This is a genomic window from Micromonospora auratinigra (assembly GCF_900089595.1).
GTDB lineage: Bacteria > Actinomycetota > Actinomycetes > Mycobacteriales > Micromonosporaceae > Micromonospora > Micromonospora auratinigra.
The window spans coordinates 5,719,763-5,734,544 of record NZ_LT594323.1 but is presented as its reverse complement, the minus strand read 5'-3'; the positions used below and the strand labels follow the sequence as shown (position 1 = coordinate 5,734,544).

Below are 14,782 nucleotides of genomic sequence, written 5' to 3'. Positions count from 1 at the left end.
TGAGCCGGGCCTGCGAGCCCCGCAGTCGCGAACAGGAGCGGCCCAGTGAACACCGCCGGTGACGTCGCGGCCCGCGCCACCGCCGGCTTCCGGCAGCGGTACGGCGGGGAGCCGGCGGGCCGCTGGGCGGCTCCCGGGCGGGTCAACCTGATCGGCGAGCACACCGACTACAACGACGGTTTCGTGCTCCCGTTCGCGCTGCCGCTGCGTACCGTGGTCGCCGCGGACCGGTGCGACGACGCGCGCTGGACGGTCTGGTCCGAGCTGGACGACCAGCCGGTCGAGTTCGGGCCGGACGAGGTCGACGAGCCGGGCGGGGTCACCGGCTGGGCCGCCTACGTGGCCGGGGTGGTCTGGGCGCTGCGCGACGCCGGGCACACCGTGCCCGGCGCGCGGCTGGCCATCGCCTCCGACGTGCCGGTCGGCTCCGGGCTCTCCTCGTCGGCCGCGATCGAGGCCGCCGTGCTGGCCGCCCTGGCCGATCTGGGCGGGCTGGACGTGCCCGCCGAGCGCCGGCCCCGGTTGGCCCAGCGGGCCGAGAACGCCTACGTGGGCGCGCCCACCGGGATCATGGACCAGTCGGCCGTGATCCGGGGCCGGGCCGGGCACGCGCTCTTCCTGGACTGCCGCAGCGAGGAGGTCGAGCAGATCCCGTTCGACCTCGACGCGGCCGGGCTGGCGGTGCTGGTGGTGGACAGCCGCGCGCCGCACCGGCACGCCGACGGCGAGTACGCCGCCCGCCGCGCCTCCTGCGAGGCGGCGGCCCGGGCTCTCGGGGTGCCCGCCCTGCGCGACGTGCCCGTCGCCGCCCTGCCCGGCGCGCTGGACCGCCTCGACGACGACGAGACCCGCCGGCGGGTCCGGCACGTGGTCACCGAGGACCAGCGGGTGCTCGACACCGTCGCCCTGCTGCGCAGCGGCCGGATCCGCGACATCGGCCCGCTGCTGACCGCCTCGCACGCCTCGATGCGGGACGACTTCGAGATCACCGTGCCGGAGATCGACACCGCGGTCGAGGCGGCCCTGGCCGCCGGGGCGTACGGGGCCCGGATGACCGGCGGCGGCTTCGGCGGCTGCGTCCTCGCCCTGGTCGACGCCGACCGGGCCGACGCGGTGGCCGACGCGGTCCGGGCCGGGTACGCCGAGCGCGGCTTCGCCGCCCCCGGCACGCTCACGGTCCTCCCGTCCCCCGGCGCCACCCGCCTCGACTGACGCGCTGTTGCCCGCGCCGCTGTGCCCGCACTTTCACGGAAAGAGTGGTTATCCCGGCCGGAATAACCACTCTTTCCGTGAATTAGCGGCCTTGGGGGGTGGGTCAGCCGGCCTCGACGATCATGCCGGCGCCGACGGTGCGGTTGGTGGTCTCGTCGATGATGACGAAGCCGCCGGTGGTGCGGTTGCGGCGGTACTCGTCCGCCAGCAGCGGGACGGTGGTACGCAGCCGGACCCGGCCGATCTCGTTGAGCTTCAGCTCGCCGGGCGCCTCGTCGCGGTGCAGGGTGTTGATGTCCAGCCGGTAGTGCAGGCCACGCACGATCGCCCGCGCCGAGCGGGTGGTGTGCTTGATCGCGTACTTGCCGCCGACCTGCAACGGGCGGGTCTCGTCCATCCAGCAGACCATCGCCTCGATGTCCTGCGCGACGGCCGGGGCGTTGTTCGGCCGGCAGATCAGGTCGCCCCGGGAGATGTCGATCTCGTCGGTCAACCGGACGGTCACCGACATCGGCGGGAACGCCTCGGCCACCGGGCCGTCGGCGGTCTCCACCGAGGCGATCCGGCTGGTGAACCCGGACGGCAGCACCATCACCTCGTCGCCGGGCTTGAGCACGCCCGAGGCGACCTGACCGGCGTACCCCCGGTAGTCGGTGACGGTGGTGGACTGCGGCCGGATCACGTACTGCACCGGGAACCGGACGTCGACCAGGTTGCGGTCCGAGGCGATGTGCACCCGCTCCAGGTGGTGCAGCAGCGACGGGCCCTCGTACCAGGGCATGTTCTCCGAGCGGGAGACGATGTTGTCGCCCTTGAGCGCGGAGATCGGCACCACGGTCAGGTCCGGCACGTCGAGCTTCGCGGCGAACGCGGTGAACTCGTCGGCGATCCGCTCGAACACCTCCTCCGACCAGTCCACCAGGTCCATCTTGTTGACGCAGAGGACCAGGTGCGGCACCCGCAGCAGCGAGCAGAGGAAGGCGTGCCGGCGGGACTGCTCCACCAGCCCCTTGCGGGCGTCCACCAGGATCAGCGCCAGGTCGGCGGTGGAGGCGCCGGTGACCATGTTCCGGGTGTACTGGATGTGCCCCGGGGTGTCGGCGATGATGAACTTGCGCCGCGGCGTGGCGAAGTAGCGGTACGCCACGTCGATGGTGATGCCCTGCTCCCGCTCGGCGCGCAGGCCGTCGGTGAGCAGCGCCAGGTTGGTGTACTCGTCGCCCCGGGCCGCGCTGACCGCCTCGACCGCGGCGAGCTGGTCGGTGAAGAGGGACTTCGTGTCGTACAGCAGCCGGCCGATCAGGGTCGACTTGCCGTCGTCGACGCTGCCCGCGGTGGCGAACCGCAGCAGGTCCATCTGCCGGGCCTCCGGCCCGGCCCCGGCGGCGGCGCGCGGGTCCGTCTCGTCCGGTGCCAGCGTCTCTGCGCTCATCAGAAGTAGCCCTCCCGCTTGCGGTCCTCCATGGCGGCCTCGCTGACCCGGTCGTCGCCGCGGGTCGCGCCGCGCTCGGTGATCCGGGTGGCCGCCACCTCCTCGATCACCTTCTCCACCGTGTCGGCGTCCGAGCGGACCGCCGCGGTGCAGGAGGCGTCGCCGACGGTCCGGTAGCGCACCTGCGCCTTGAACCGCTCCTCGCCCGCCCGGGGCCGGATGAACTCGTTGACCGCGTAGAGCATCCCGTCCCGCTCGATCACCTCGCGCTCGTGCGCGTAGTAGATCGACGGCAGCGGGATCCGCTCCCGGGCGATGTAGTGCCAGACGTCCAGCTCGGTCCAGTTGGAGAGCGGGAAGACCCGGATCGACTCGCCCGGGTGGTGCCGGCCGTTGTAGAGCGACCACAGCTCCGGGCGCTGGTTCTTCGGGTCCCACTGGCCGAACTCGTCGCGGAAGCTGAACACCCGCTCCTTGGCCCGGGCCTTCTCCTCGTCGCGCCGGGCACCGCCGAAGAGCGCGTCGAAGCGGTGCTTCTCCACCGCGTCGAGCAGCACCGGGGTCTGGATCCGGTTGCGCATCCCGTCGGTCGACTCGCGGACCAGCCCGGCGGCCAGGGCCTCCGGCACGCTGGCCACGATCAGGTGCAGGCCCAGCTCGGCGACCCGCCGGTCGCGGTAGTCGAGGACCTCGGGGAAGTTGTGGCCGGTGTCGACGTGCATCACCGGGAAGGGGATGTTGGCCGGGGCGAACGCCTTCTGCGCCAGCCGCAGCATCACGATCGAGTCCTTGCCGCCGGAGAAGAGCAGCACCGGCCGCTCCATCTCGGCGACCACCTCGCGCATCACGAAGATGCTCTCCGCCTCCAGGGCGTCGAGGTGGGAGACCTGGTAGGCGGCGGGAGACGTCACGGCACGAATCCGTTCATCGAATTCCAGACCTTTCCGGTCGGACTCGTCAAGAAGAACGCTCAGGCTACCCGGAATGCCGCTGCAACGCTGCAAGCAACCGACTGGCGAGATCCTTGCGGCAGACCAGCAGGTCGGGTAGGCGCGGGTCGGCCTCGTTGTATTTCAGCGCAGATCCGTCGATCCGGGAAGCGTGCAGCCCGGTGGCCGTCGCCACAGCGACCGGCGCCGCCGAGTCCCACTCGTACTGCCCGCCCGCGTGGATGTACGCGTCGACCTCACCCGTCACCACCGCCGCGATCTTCGCGCCGGCGGACCCCATCGGCACCAGGTGCGCGCCCACGTCCTCGGCCAGGTCGGTCAGGAACACCGGCGGCCGGCTGCGGCTCGCCGCCAACCGGATCGTCCGCCCGCCACCCTCGGTCGCCGCCTCCACCGTCATCGGCGGATACGCCGGCGGATAGTCGGTGGCCAGCACCCGGTGCTGCGCCGGCAGGCCCACCGCGCCCGCCACCAGCCCGTGCGGCGTCGGCGCCCGCCGCGACCAGAGCGCCACGTGCACCGCCCAGTCCGACCGGCCCTCCTCGGAGAACTCCCGGGTGCCGTCCAACGGATCGATGATCCACACCCGGTCGGCGGCGAGCCGGGACACCGCCTCCGGGGCCACCTCCGCCGTCCAGGCCAGCCGGGAGCCCTCGTCCTCCTCCGACAGCACCGCGTCCGCCGGCCGCCACTTCGCCAGCTCGGTACGGATCAGGTCGTGCGAGACCTTGTCCCCGGCCGACTTCAGCGCGCCCGGATCGGCGAAGCCCAGCTCCGTACGCAGGCTCATCAACGCCTGCCCGGCCCGCGCCGCCAACCAGCGCGCGAACGCGCCGTCGATCATCGGAGGACTGCCCATGGCTCTTCCGCTCCCGTCGCTCGCCGGCATCGACGTACGAAGGCGCAGACTACCGGCACCGGGCCGGGACGGACGCGACGCACCGCGCGCGTCTCACGTCCCGTGATAGAGGTTCTGCGTCGGCTCCACACCCTTGAGCACCACCGACTCGACCACGTCCGCCGCCCGGTCGACCAGGAACTCGAGCTCCTTGCGCTCGGCACCGGAGAAGTCCGACAGCACGTAGTCCGCCGGATCCTGCCGCCCCGGCGGCCGGCCGATACCGAACCGCACCCGGGCGTACTCCTTGGTGCCCAGCGACTTCGACATCGAGCGCAGGCCGTTGTGACCGCCCTCGCCACCACCGCACTTCACCCGCAGCTGCCCGTACGGGATGTCCAGCTCGTCGTGCACCGCGATCACCCGCCCCGGCGGGATCTTATGGAACTGCGCCAACGCCACCACCGGCCCACCGGACAGGTTCATGTACGTCAGCGGCTTCACCAGCACCAGCTTCGGGCCACCGAAACCCAGCCGCCCCTCGGCGACCTCCGCCACCGCCCGCTTGTGCCGCCCGAACTTCGCGCCCAACCGGCCCGCCAGCAGCTCCGCCACCATGAACCCGACGTTGTGCCGGTTGCCCGCGTACTCCCGACCCGGGTTGCCCAGGCCGACCACCAGCCACGGCCCCGCCTCGTCCGTCACCCCACGCCCCTTCCGTCACCGCCGCCGCGCAGCGCGGCCGTCCCCGAAACGACGACAGGCGCCCCCGGGAACCGGGGACGCCTGTCGCACAGAATGCGGACCGATCAGGCCTCGGTCTTCGCCTCGGCGCTCTCCTCGCCGCCCGCGGCGGCCGGCTCGCCGGTCTCGGCGCCCTCGGAGGACTCGGCGGTCTCCTCGCCGACACCCTCCTCGGTCTCCTCGTCGGCCGTCTCGATCTCGGGCAGCGTCGCCTCGAGCTCCTCGGCGGTCGGGGCGGCGGTCACCGAGGCGACCGGCAGCTCCGAGTCGGCGGCCAGCTCGACACCGGCCGGCAGCTCCACGTCGGCGGCGGTGATCTGGGTGCCGGCCTCGGCGCCCTCGATCGAGGCCTCGAGGTGGTCCGGCACCTTGGTGGCGTCGGCGGTCACCGAGAGGGTGTCGTGGTCGTGCACGATCAGGGTGTCCTTCGCGGCCTCACCGGTCAGCTGGACCGGGACCTCGACGGTGACCTTCTCGCCGCGGCGGACCAGCAGCAGGTCGACGTGCTCGAAGGTGTCCTTGATCGGGTCACGCTGGATCGCCTTCGGCAGCGCCAGCACCTGGGTGCCGTCGTTGACCTCGATCGCGAAGAGCTGGTTCGCACCGCCCTTGCGGATCGCGGCGGCGAACTCACGCGCCGGGAGCGCGATGTGCTTGGGCTTCTCGCCGTGGCCGTACAGCACGGCGGGCACCATGCCGGCCCGGCGGGTACGACGGGCACCACCCTTGCCGAACTCGGTACGGGGCTCGGCGCTGATCTTTACCTCGGACACGGGGAAACTCCTGATGCTTCGCTGCGGCGGCTTGTCGTCTTGCGGTGCTGGGCGAGGGGCTCGCTGGGGCTCATGCGTCATGAACGACTGCCCGGAGCACCGCGTCGATGACGGCGCCTCCGTGCGGTGCTTTTCAGCGGCCCGCCGGGCACCCTCGCCGTGGCAACCGCACCAGTCTACCCGAGGGATTTCCCGCCCCACCGGCAGTCCCCATATCACCGCGCGGACGGGCCCGCAGGGCAACGGCCCGGCCACCGGACGACACCGGCGGCCGGGCCGGCACGCTCAGCTCAGGCCACCGAAGAGGGTGGTCACCGACCCGTCGTCGAAGACCTCCCGGATCGCCCGGGCCAGCAGCGGGGCGATCGACAGCACGGTCAGCTTGTCGAGCTGCTTCTCGGGCGGCAGCGGCAGCGTGTTGGTGACCACCACCTCGCTGATCGGGCTGTTCTTCAGCCGCTCCGTCGCCGGATCCGACAGCAGCGCGTGGGTCGAGGCCACCACGATCTCCGCGGCGCCCTGCTCCTTGAGGATGTCGGCGGCCTTGGTGATCGTGCCACCGGTGTCGATCATGTCGTCGACGATCAGGCAGACCCGGCCCTCGACCTCACCGACCACCCGGTTCGCCACCACCTGGTTCGGCTTCAGCGGGTCCCGGGTCTTGTGGATGAACGCCAGCGGGCAGCCACCCAGCCGGTCCGTCCAGCGCTCCGCCACCCGCACCCGGCCCGAGTCCGGCGCCACCACGGTCATCGGCCGGCCCGCGTACCGGTGCTCCACGTACTCGGCCAGCACGTCCATCGCGAAGAGGTGGTCCACCGGGCCGTCGAAGAAGCCCTGGATCTGTGCGGTGTGCAGGTCCACGGTGAGGATCCGGTTCGCACCCGCCGTCTTGAGCAGGTCGGCCACCAGCCGCGCCGAGATCGGCTCCCGGCCGCGGTGCTTCTTGTCCTGCCGCGAGTACGGGTAGAACGGCAGCACCACGGTGATCCGCTTCGCCGAACCCCGCTTCAACGCGTCGATCATGATCAGGGTCTCCATGACCCAGGTGTTGACCCCGTGCGTCACGGACTGCACCACGAAGGCGTCCGAACCACGTACCGAGTCCTTGAACCGTACGAAGATCTCGCCGTTGGCGAACTCGTACGCGTCGGAAGGCGTCGGCGCGACGCCGAGCACCTCACCGATCTCCTTGGCCAGCTCCGGAAAACCCCGTCCGGAGAAGAGCATCAGGCTCTTGCGGTTTTCGGCGACGATGCTGCCCATGGGCCCGTCTGCTCCCGTGTGTCGGTGGTTCCCGGCGGCGGTGGAGCCGGGCGGTGTTCGGTTGCAGTATCCCCCGAGTTCACCGGTCCACCCACGGCCCGGCGGCACCCGTGGAATCAGTCACCTTCGCTTGCGGCCCCGGCCCCGTCCGACGCACCCTCGGCGGCCCGCCGCGCGGCCTCGGCCGACGCCGTGCCGGCCCGCTTGCGGGCCACCCAACCGTCGATCGACCGCTGCGGCGCCCGGGTCACCCCGAGCGCGCCCGGCGGCACGTCCTGCGTGATCGCGCTGCCCGCCGCCACGTACGCGCCCGGACCGACCTCCACCGGCGCGATCAGGCTGGTGTCACAGCCGATGAAGGCCGCCTCACCCACCACCGTGCGGTGCTTCTTCACCCCGTCGTAGTTCACGAAGATCGTCGCCGCGCCGATGTTCGCCTTCGCGCCGATCGTCGCGTCCCCGACGTACGACAGGTGCGGCACCTTCGCGCCCGCGCCCACCTCGGAGTTCTTCACCTCGACGAAGGTGCCCACCTTCGCCCGCTCCGCGAGCTTCGCCGCCGGCCGCAGGTAGGCGAACGGCCCCACCGTGGCCCGCGGGCCCACCTCGGCGCCCACCGCGTGCGTCCGCACCACGCTGGCCCCCTCGCCCACCGTGGTGTCGATCAGCGTGCTGTCCGGACCCACCGTCGCCCCGGCACCCACCGTTGTGGTGCCCTGCAACTGGGTGTTCTGGTCGATCACCGCGTCCCGCTCGACGGTCACCGTCACGTCGATCCAGGTGGTGTGCGGGTCCAGGATGCTCACCCCGGTGCGCATCCAGCCCTCGTTGACCCGGTCCCGCAGCAGCCGGCGCAGCGCCGCCAGCTCGACCCGGTCGTTGCAGCCCAGCGTCTCCACGTGGTCCGCCGCGCAGTGCACCGCCACCGGCTCGCCCGCGTCCCGGAGCAGCCCGAAGACGTCGGTCAGGTACTCCTCGCCCTGGTCGTTGTCGGTGGAGAGCTTGCCCAGCGCCTCCCGCAGCCGCGCCACGTCGAACGCGTAGATGCCCGCGTTGATCTCCCGCAGCGCGCGCTGCTCGGCGGTGGCGTCCCGCTCCTCGACGATCTGCGCGAGCCGGCCCTCGGCGTCCCGCACGATCCGGCCCAGGCCGGTCGGGTCGGGCACCTCGGCAGCCAGCACGGTGGCCGCCGCCCCGGCGCCCTCGTGCGCCGACACCAGCGCGTCCACGGTCTCCGGCCGCAGCAGCGGCACGTCACCGTTGATAACCACGACGGTGCCGGCGGCCTCCGGCACCGCGTCCAGCGCGATCCGGACCGCGTGCCCGGTGCCGAGCTGCCGTTCCTGGAGCACCGCGACGGCCTCCGGCGCGACCTCGGCGAGGTGCCCGCGGACCTGGTCGGCGCCGTGGCCGACCACCACCACCGTGCGGTCCGCGCCGAGCGGCGCGGCCGCGGCCAGCACGTGCCCGAGGAGGGTACGACCGAGCAGCGGGTGCAGGACCTTGGGCAGGGAGGACTTCATCCGCTTGCCCTCACCGGCGGCGAGCACGACAACGGTGCGGAGGTGGGGCTGGGACACGAGCGTGGCTCCCGTCGGGACGGCGACAGTCTCGCGGCCATGCTAACCACGCGGCTCACGGCAATTCGCATCCGGCCGGACAATGCCGTCGTTCCACGCCTACGAAAAACTGCTGAGCTGGGGTGCCTGGATTCGAACCAGGAGCTCAAGGCTCCAAAGGCCTGCGGGTTGCCGTTACCCCACACCCCATCGCAGCGTCAAGACCTGTCGGCCACTGATTCGGATCTGTTTGTGTCGACGATCCGGAACAGCCCGGCGATCATACCTTCGATCCGCCAGTAGAGCGCGCGGCTACGCGGCACGCTGATCACGAGGCAACCGTGGTAGTCGTCGCCGGTGTTCCGGCGCACCGTGGCCGGGTTGTGCCGCTTGAGCGCCGTCCGCTGGAACCGTTCCAGCGGCACTTCCAGCCGCTCGACCCACCAGTGGACCGCCGCCTCGGCGTCGGCCGACTCGTGGATGCTCACCCGGTACGCCGGTACCGACCGGTCGACGCCGCAGGCCTCCAGGAACCGGAGGAAGAGCGCCAGCAGCCCCGGATCGCTGTTGATGAACTGGATCTTCTCGGCGCGGCGCCAGGGTTTCGACTTGGCCCCCTCGCACCAGTAGATCGCCGCGCCGAGCAGCAGCAGGGCCCGCTGGTCGAGCTCGCCCACCACCGCCGCCGCCCGGGCGCGCTCGGCCGCCTGCGCCGCGTCCCGCGCCGCCCGGTGCTCGCCCCAGCGGGCATCGGTCATCAGCTTCGCGTGCGCGCGCCGCCGCTCGGCCGTCGCCTCGTCCGGATCGAGCGGTAGATGCCGGACCCACTGGTAAGCGGTCGACTTCGCCACCCCGAGTCGCGCGGCGATCTCGTTGACCGAGCGGCCGTCGGCCCGCAGCCGGAGCGCCTCGGCACGCAGATCGTCCTTGGCGCGTGGCCGGCGGGTCCATTCCGGCGGCGGGACGCCCCGCAGGAGTGCGTACACGCGGTCGCGGCCGAGGCCGAGACGAGCGCGGATCTCCCGAACGGAGAGCTGCTCCTCGACGCGCAGACGACGGGCTTCGGCGGCGAGCGGATCGGTCACGAGCGCAGATTAGAACGCGCGTACGACAATGGTCCCGGTCGGCCCGGGTCGGACCCGACCGGTCGGTAACCGGTCGTCCGGCGGGACGCGGGCCTGGCAGGATGGCCGGATGACCGAGGTTCCCGGCAACGACGCCAGCACCGCCCGGCGACGGACGGTCCCGGCGGCGAAGCAGTCCTCCCGGGTCCGGATGTCCGCGACGCAGCGCCGCGAGCAGCTCATCTCGATCGCCCGCCAGATCTTCGCGGAGCGGGGGTTCGACGCCACCTCCATCGAGGAGGTGGCCGCGCGGGCGAAGGTCTCCAAGCCGGTGGTGTACGAGCACTTCGGCGGCAAGGAGGGGCTCTACGCGGTGGTGGTGGACCGGGAGGTCCGTTCCCTGCTGGACCGGATCACCACCGCGTTGACCGCCGGCCACCCGCGCGAGCTGCTGGAGCAGGCGGCGTTGACGCTGTTGACGTACATCGAGGAGGAGACCAGCGGGTTCCGGGTGCTGGTCCGGGAGTCGCCGCTGATGTCGGCGACGGGCAACTTCAGCAGCGTGATGAACGACGTGGCGCATCAGGTGGAGCACATCCTGGGCGCGGAGTTCTCCAGCCGGGGGTACGACCCGAAGCTGGCGGAGCTGTACTCGCAGGCGCTGGTGGGCATGGTGGCGTTGACCGGGCGCTGGTGGCTGGAGGTGCGCAAGCCGCGCAAGGAGGCGGTGGCGGCGCACCTGGTGAACCTGGCGTGGAGCGGGTTGTCGCACCTGGAGGCGAAGCCGGGGCTGGTCACGGTCCGCAAGCCGGGCTGAGCCCGGCGGTGGGCGCGCCGGTCAGCGGTGCGCGTCGGCGACCGGGTGCTCGCGGCGGCGGCGCTCGTCGGCGGCGTGCTCGTCGGTGCCGACCTTGTCGTACAGGCCGGTGGCGAGCAGGATCAGCCCGAACAGCAGGGACACGATGACGGTGGACATCGAGAAGTTGAGGAAGTTCGCCGAGGTCTGCAGCACCGACATCATCAGGATGCCGGTGATCAGGAAGACGGCGCCGGCGGTCAGGTTCATGTAGTGCCCGAGGTTGTCGCGCCGGGAGGCGCCGACCAGCAGGAACGCGCCGAAGATCACGGAGACCAGCGAGAAGGCCAGGTTGGTGCGCAGGCCCAGGGCGTAGGTGCCGTCCCGGCCGAAGAGCCCGTCGCCCCAGGTCTCGACGACGCCGAACACGCCGAAGACCAGGATGTAGAGCCCGATCAGCCCGGAGAGCACCCGGTAGAGCGGTCGCGCGGGGTGGTTCACCGGAAAGTGCGCCATGGGGAACTCCTCCAGCCGGGTGACCGATTCGGGGCAATTGTCACCCCGACCCGCCCGCCCCGTCCCCAGAAACGCCGAAGGGCCCGGCCGAAGCCGGACCCACCCGTCGTCGACCGGGAACCCGAGTCGACCGGAACCACCGTCGGTTCTCGCGGGAGCCCGACCGCCCGGAGCGGGTCGGGCTCCCGCGAGAACCCACAAGCGCAACCAGAGAAATCAGAGAACCAGACGAGCCTTCTGCCACGCCTCGTGCTCGTCGTCCGACCCCACCTTGCCGTACATGCCGGCCATCAGCAGCACCAGCGCGAGGGTCAGCACCACCATGTCGGTCACGATCGAGAAGTTGAAGATGTTGGCGTCGGTGTGCAGGAACGCCAGCTCGGCCAGGCCGAGCACCATCAGGGCGTACGCCAGCCACTGGTTGATCGCCACGTCGAGGTTGCGGCCGATCACGACGCCGACCAGGATCACCGCGCCGAGCAGCACGGAGAGCAGCGAGAAGCCGAGGTTGGTGCCCTGCCCGAGGACCTTGGTGTCGTCCTGGGCGAGGATGTCGTTGCCGGCGCTGGCGATGATGCCGAGCACGCCGAAGACGACGAAGTACAGACCAACGAGCCCGCCGATCGCCCGGTAGATCGGTCGCGCGGGGTGGTTGACGGGGGTGTGGGACATCTGTGCGTCTCCCAAGACCGGTTCGATGGAGGGGGTCACCGGCGATTGTCCCGTACGCCGGGTTGTGACGCCGCACACCCCCCACCCGCGCCGAGGTCAGCCGGCCGGCAGCTCCTCGGCGAGGGTCAGCCAGGTCTCCTCGGTACGTTCCCGCTCGGCCCGTACCTCCTTCAACTGGGCGTCCAGCTCGGCGACCCGCGCGTAGTCGGTGGCGTGGGTGGCGAGCTGGTCGAGCAGGCCCGCCTCCTTCTGCTCCAGCTTGGCGATCTGCCGCTCCAGCCTGCCCAGTTCCTTCTTGGCGGTGCGTACGTCGGCGGCGGACATGCCGGCGCGGGCCGGGCCGGCCGTGGCGGGGGTGAGGTCGGCGGGCGCCGGGCCACCGCCCGCGGCGGCCCGGGCCAGGTACTCGTCGATGCCGCCGGGCAGGTGCACCAGCCGCCCGTCGCCGAACATCCCGTACGCGACGTCGGTGACCCGCTCGATCAGGTACCGGTCGTGGCTGGCCACCACGATGGTGCCGGGCCAGGAGTCGAGCAGGTCCTCCAGCGCGGCCAGGGTGTCGGTGTCGAGGTCGTTGGTGGGTTCGTCGAAGAGCAGCACGTTGGGTTCCCCGGCGAGCAGCCGGAGCATCTGCAGCCGGCGACGCTCACCGCCGGAGAGGTCGCTGACCGGGGTCCAGAGCCGCCGGTCGTCGAAGCCGAAGATCTCGGCGAGCTGGGCGGCGCTGATCTCCCGGTCGCCGAGCTGGACCCGCCTGGCCACCTCCTCGACGGCCTCCAGGACGCGCAGGTGGCCGGGGAGTTCGGCGAGTTCCTGGGAGAGGAACGCGGGCCGCACGGTCTGCCCGGCGGCGAAGCGCCCGCCGTCGGGGCGGGTGATCCCGGCGAGCATCCGCAGCAGGGTGGTCTTGCCGGCGCCGTTGCGGCCGAGGACGGCCACCCGGTCGCCCGGGCCGACCTGCCAGGTGACGTCGCGCAGGATCTCCTTGGGGCCGGCGTGCAGGGTGACCTGTTCCAGGTCGTACACCTGCTTGCCGAGCCGGGCGGTGGCCAGCTTCTGCAGCGACATGGTGTCGCGCGGCTCGGGGACGTCGGCGATCAGCGCGTTGGCCGCGTCGATCCGGAACTTCGGCTTGGAGGTCCGCGCCGGCGCGCCCCGGCGCAGCCAGGCGATCTCCTTGCGGAGCAGGTTCTGCCGGCGGGCCTCGGTGGCGGCGGCGACCCGCTGCCGCTCGACCCGGGCCAGCGTCCAGGCGGCGAAGCCACCCTCGTACGCCCGGACGGTCTGGTCGGCGACCTCCCAGGTCGTCGTGCAGACGGCGTCGAGGAACCACCGGTCGTGGGTGACCACGACGAGGGCGCCCTTGCGGGTGACCAGGTGCCGGGCCAGCCAGTCGACGCCGCCGACGTCGAGGTGGTTGGTGGGCTCGTCGAGGATGAGCAGGTCGGCGTCGCGGACCAGCAGGGCGGCCAGGGCGACCCGGCGGCGCTCGCCACCGGACATCGTGCCGACCGGGGCGTCGAGGCCGAGGTGGGGCATGCCGAGGCCGTCGAGGATGGCCCGGACGCCGGCGTCGCCGGCCCACTCGTGTTCGGCGCCCATGCCCTCGCCGAGCCAGGCGGTGCCGAGCACCACGTCGCGCACGGTGGCGTCGGGGGCCAGGGTGAGGCTCTGCGGGAGCCAGGAGACCCGCAGGTCACGCCGGTGGGTGACCCGGCCGTCGTCGGGTTCCTCCTGCTTGGTGAGCATCCGCAGCAGGGTCGACTTGCCGGCGCCGTTGAGGCCGACCACGCCCACCCGGTCGGCGTCGTCGAGCCCGAGCGACACGTCGGTGAGCAGCGGCCCGGCGGCCCCGTACCCCTTGGACACCCGGTCCAGGTTGACGATGTTGGCCACGCTTCCCACCTTCCATGGTCAGGGCGTCCCGGTGCCGGCCGGCACCTCAGGACGCCCGTTCCCAGGGTACGCGGACGTCCCGCGCGCCGGCCGCGGCGGAGGGGACCGGGTCAGACGATGCGGGCGCCGGCCACCGGGCCGTGCGCGACCCGGGCCTCCCGGCACACCCCGGCGGTCTCCAGCTCGGCGGCGATCCGGCCGGCGTCGGCCTCGTCGGTGGCGAGGAAGACGCAGGTGGGGCCGGAGCCGGAGACGATGCCGGCGAGCGCGCCGGCCGCCTCGCCCGCCTTGAGCGTGTCGGCCAGCGCGGGGCGCATGGTCAGCGCGGCGTCCTGGAGGTCGTTGCCGAGCGTGGCGGCGAGCACCCGGGGGTCGCGCTGGCGCAGCGCGGCGAGCAGCCCGTCGGTGCTGCCCAGCGGCGGGCCCGCGCTGCCGGCGTCGCGGAGCCGGTCCAGCTCGCGGTAGGCGGCGGGGGTGGAGAGGCCGCCGTCGGCGACCGCGACCACCCAGTGCCAGGAGGTGGGGCGGGCCAGCACGGGGCTGACCGCCTCGCCCCGGCCGGTGCCGAGCGCGGTGCCGCCGTGGATCAGGAAGGGCACGTCGGAGCCGAGGTCGGCGGCGATGCCGGCCAGTTCGTCGCGGGACAGCCCGGTGCCCCAGAGCGCGTCGCAGGCCACCAGGGCGGCGGCCGCGTCGGCGCTGCCGCCGGCCAGCCCGCCGGCGAGCGGGATCTGCTTGCGCAGGTGCAGCCGGGCGTACGGCGGCACGCCCGCGTACCCGGCGAGCGCGTGGGCGGCGCGGATCGCCAGGTTGGAGTCGTCCAGGGCCAGCTCGCCCGCGCCCTCGCCCTCCATGGTGAGGGTGAGCGTGTCGCCCCGGCGGGCGGTCAGCTCGTCGTAGATCGAGATCGCGTGGTAGACGGTGTTCAGTTCGTGGTAGCCGTCCCGGCGCAGCGGCCCCACCCCGAGGTGCAGGTTGACCTTGGCGGGCACCCGCACCTTCACCGGCCCGCTGGCCCCGCGCCGCGGCCCGTCCTCGTCGTCCGGTCGCCAGGCCTCGGTCAC

13 protein-coding genes, 1 tRNA gene and 1 pseudogene are annotated in these 14,782 nt (G+C 72.5%); 2 read left to right on the top strand and 13 right to left on the bottom strand.

Annotation, left to right across the window (positions count from 1 at the left end):
• The first annotated feature begins 45 nt into the window (after nucleotides 1-45).
• Complete coding sequence (gene galK, locus GA0070611_RS26170) at nucleotides 46-1,212, top strand: galactokinase (protein WP_091669860.1); 1,167 nt, start codon at nucleotides 46-48, stop codon at nucleotides 1,210-1,212.
• Nucleotides 1,213-1,315: 103 nt separating this feature from the next.
• On the opposite strand, the gene GA0070611_RS26165 is transcribed toward galK, so the two are convergent.
• The 9 genes and pseudogenes from GA0070611_RS26165 to GA0070611_RS26125 all read right to left on the bottom strand — a co-directional run bounded on the left by GA0070611_RS26165 (nucleotide 1,316) and on the right by GA0070611_RS26125 (nucleotide 9,859).
• A complete protein-coding gene (locus tag GA0070611_RS26165; RefSeq protein WP_197676042.1) occupies nucleotides 1,316-2,569 on the bottom strand; it encodes a sulfate adenylyltransferase subunit 1 in 1,254 nt (417 codons plus the stop codon).
• Between the two features lie 74 nt (nucleotides 2,570-2,643).
• Nucleotides 2,644-3,555: a sulfate adenylyltransferase subunit CysD gene (gene cysD, locus GA0070611_RS26160; protein WP_091669855.1), complete on the bottom strand. Its 912-nt coding sequence runs from the start codon at nucleotides 3,553-3,555 to the stop codon at nucleotides 2,644-2,646.
• A 64-nt stretch (nucleotides 3,556-3,619) separates the two neighbouring features.
• The gene (locus GA0070611_RS26155) at nucleotides 3,620-4,453 is read right to left on the bottom strand and encodes an inositol monophosphatase family protein (RefSeq protein WP_091669853.1); all 834 of its coding nucleotides are present in this window, start codon (nucleotides 4,451-4,453) and stop codon (nucleotides 3,620-3,622) included.
• Between the two features lie 93 nt (nucleotides 4,454-4,546).
• Nucleotides 4,547-5,137 (bottom strand): aminoacyl-tRNA hydrolase, encoded by a 591-nt coding sequence (gene pth, locus GA0070611_RS26150; RefSeq protein ID WP_091669851.1) that lies wholly within the window; start codon nucleotides 5,135-5,137, stop codon nucleotides 4,547-4,549.
• Nucleotides 5,138-5,241: 104 nt separating this feature from the next.
• Nucleotides 5,242-5,949 (bottom strand): 50S ribosomal protein L25/general stress protein Ctc, encoded by a 708-nt coding sequence (locus GA0070611_RS26145; RefSeq protein ID WP_091669849.1) that lies wholly within the window; start codon nucleotides 5,947-5,949, stop codon nucleotides 5,242-5,244.
• Between the two features lie 285 nt (nucleotides 5,950-6,234).
• Nucleotides 6,235-7,215, bottom strand: a complete 981-nt coding sequence (locus GA0070611_RS26140) for a ribose-phosphate diphosphokinase (RefSeq protein ID WP_091669846.1) — start codon at nucleotides 7,213-7,215, stop codon at nucleotides 6,235-6,237.
• 56 nt (nucleotides 7,216-7,271) lie between these two features.
• Nucleotides 7,272-8,795: pseudogene (glmU, locus tag GA0070611_RS26135) on the bottom strand (bifunctional UDP-N-acetylglucosamine diphosphorylase/glucosamine-1-phosphate N-acetyltransferase GlmU); the annotation flags it as partial.
• A 117-nt stretch (nucleotides 8,796-8,912) separates the two neighbouring features.
• Nucleotides 8,913-8,984: transfer RNA gene (locus GA0070611_RS26130), tRNA-Gln, on the bottom strand.
• 8 nt (nucleotides 8,985-8,992) lie between these two features.
• Nucleotides 8,993-9,859, bottom strand: coding sequence for a helix-turn-helix domain-containing protein (locus GA0070611_RS26125; RefSeq protein ID WP_091669843.1), 867 nt, complete (start codon nucleotides 9,857-9,859; stop codon nucleotides 8,993-8,995).
• 109 nt (nucleotides 9,860-9,968) lie between these two features.
• Here GA0070611_RS26125 and GA0070611_RS26120 point away from each other — a divergent pair, with 109 nt between their 5' ends.
• Nucleotides 9,969-10,655 carry a TetR/AcrR family transcriptional regulator gene (locus GA0070611_RS26120; protein WP_091669840.1) on the top strand — a complete coding sequence of 229 codons (687 nt, stop codon included), beginning with the start codon at nucleotides 9,969-9,971 and terminating at the stop codon, nucleotides 10,653-10,655.
• A 21-nt stretch (nucleotides 10,656-10,676) separates the two neighbouring features.
• On the opposite strand, the gene GA0070611_RS26115 is transcribed toward GA0070611_RS26120, so the two are convergent.
• The 4 genes from GA0070611_RS26115 to GA0070611_RS26100 all read right to left on the bottom strand — a co-directional run bounded on the left by GA0070611_RS26115 (nucleotide 10,677) and on the right by GA0070611_RS26100 (nucleotide 14,782).
• Nucleotides 10,677-11,150, bottom strand: a complete 474-nt coding sequence (locus tag GA0070611_RS26115; protein WP_091669837.1) for a DUF4383 domain-containing protein — start codon at nucleotides 11,148-11,150, stop codon at nucleotides 10,677-10,679.
• 216 nt (nucleotides 11,151-11,366) lie between these two features.
• Complete coding sequence (locus tag GA0070611_RS26110; protein WP_091669834.1) at nucleotides 11,367-11,822, bottom strand: DUF4383 domain-containing protein; 456 nt, start codon at nucleotides 11,820-11,822, stop codon at nucleotides 11,367-11,369.
• 96 nt (nucleotides 11,823-11,918) lie between these two features.
• The gene (locus GA0070611_RS26105) at nucleotides 11,919-13,718 is read right to left on the bottom strand and encodes an ABC-F family ATP-binding cassette domain-containing protein (protein WP_091669831.1); all 1,800 of its coding nucleotides are present in this window, start codon (nucleotides 13,716-13,718) and stop codon (nucleotides 11,919-11,921) included.
• Between the two features lie 110 nt (nucleotides 13,719-13,828).
• On the bottom strand, nucleotides 13,829-14,782 hold the full coding sequence (locus tag GA0070611_RS26100) for a 4-(cytidine 5'-diphospho)-2-C-methyl-D-erythritol kinase (RefSeq protein ID WP_091669828.1): 954 nt from the start codon (nucleotides 14,780-14,782) through the stop codon (nucleotides 13,829-13,831).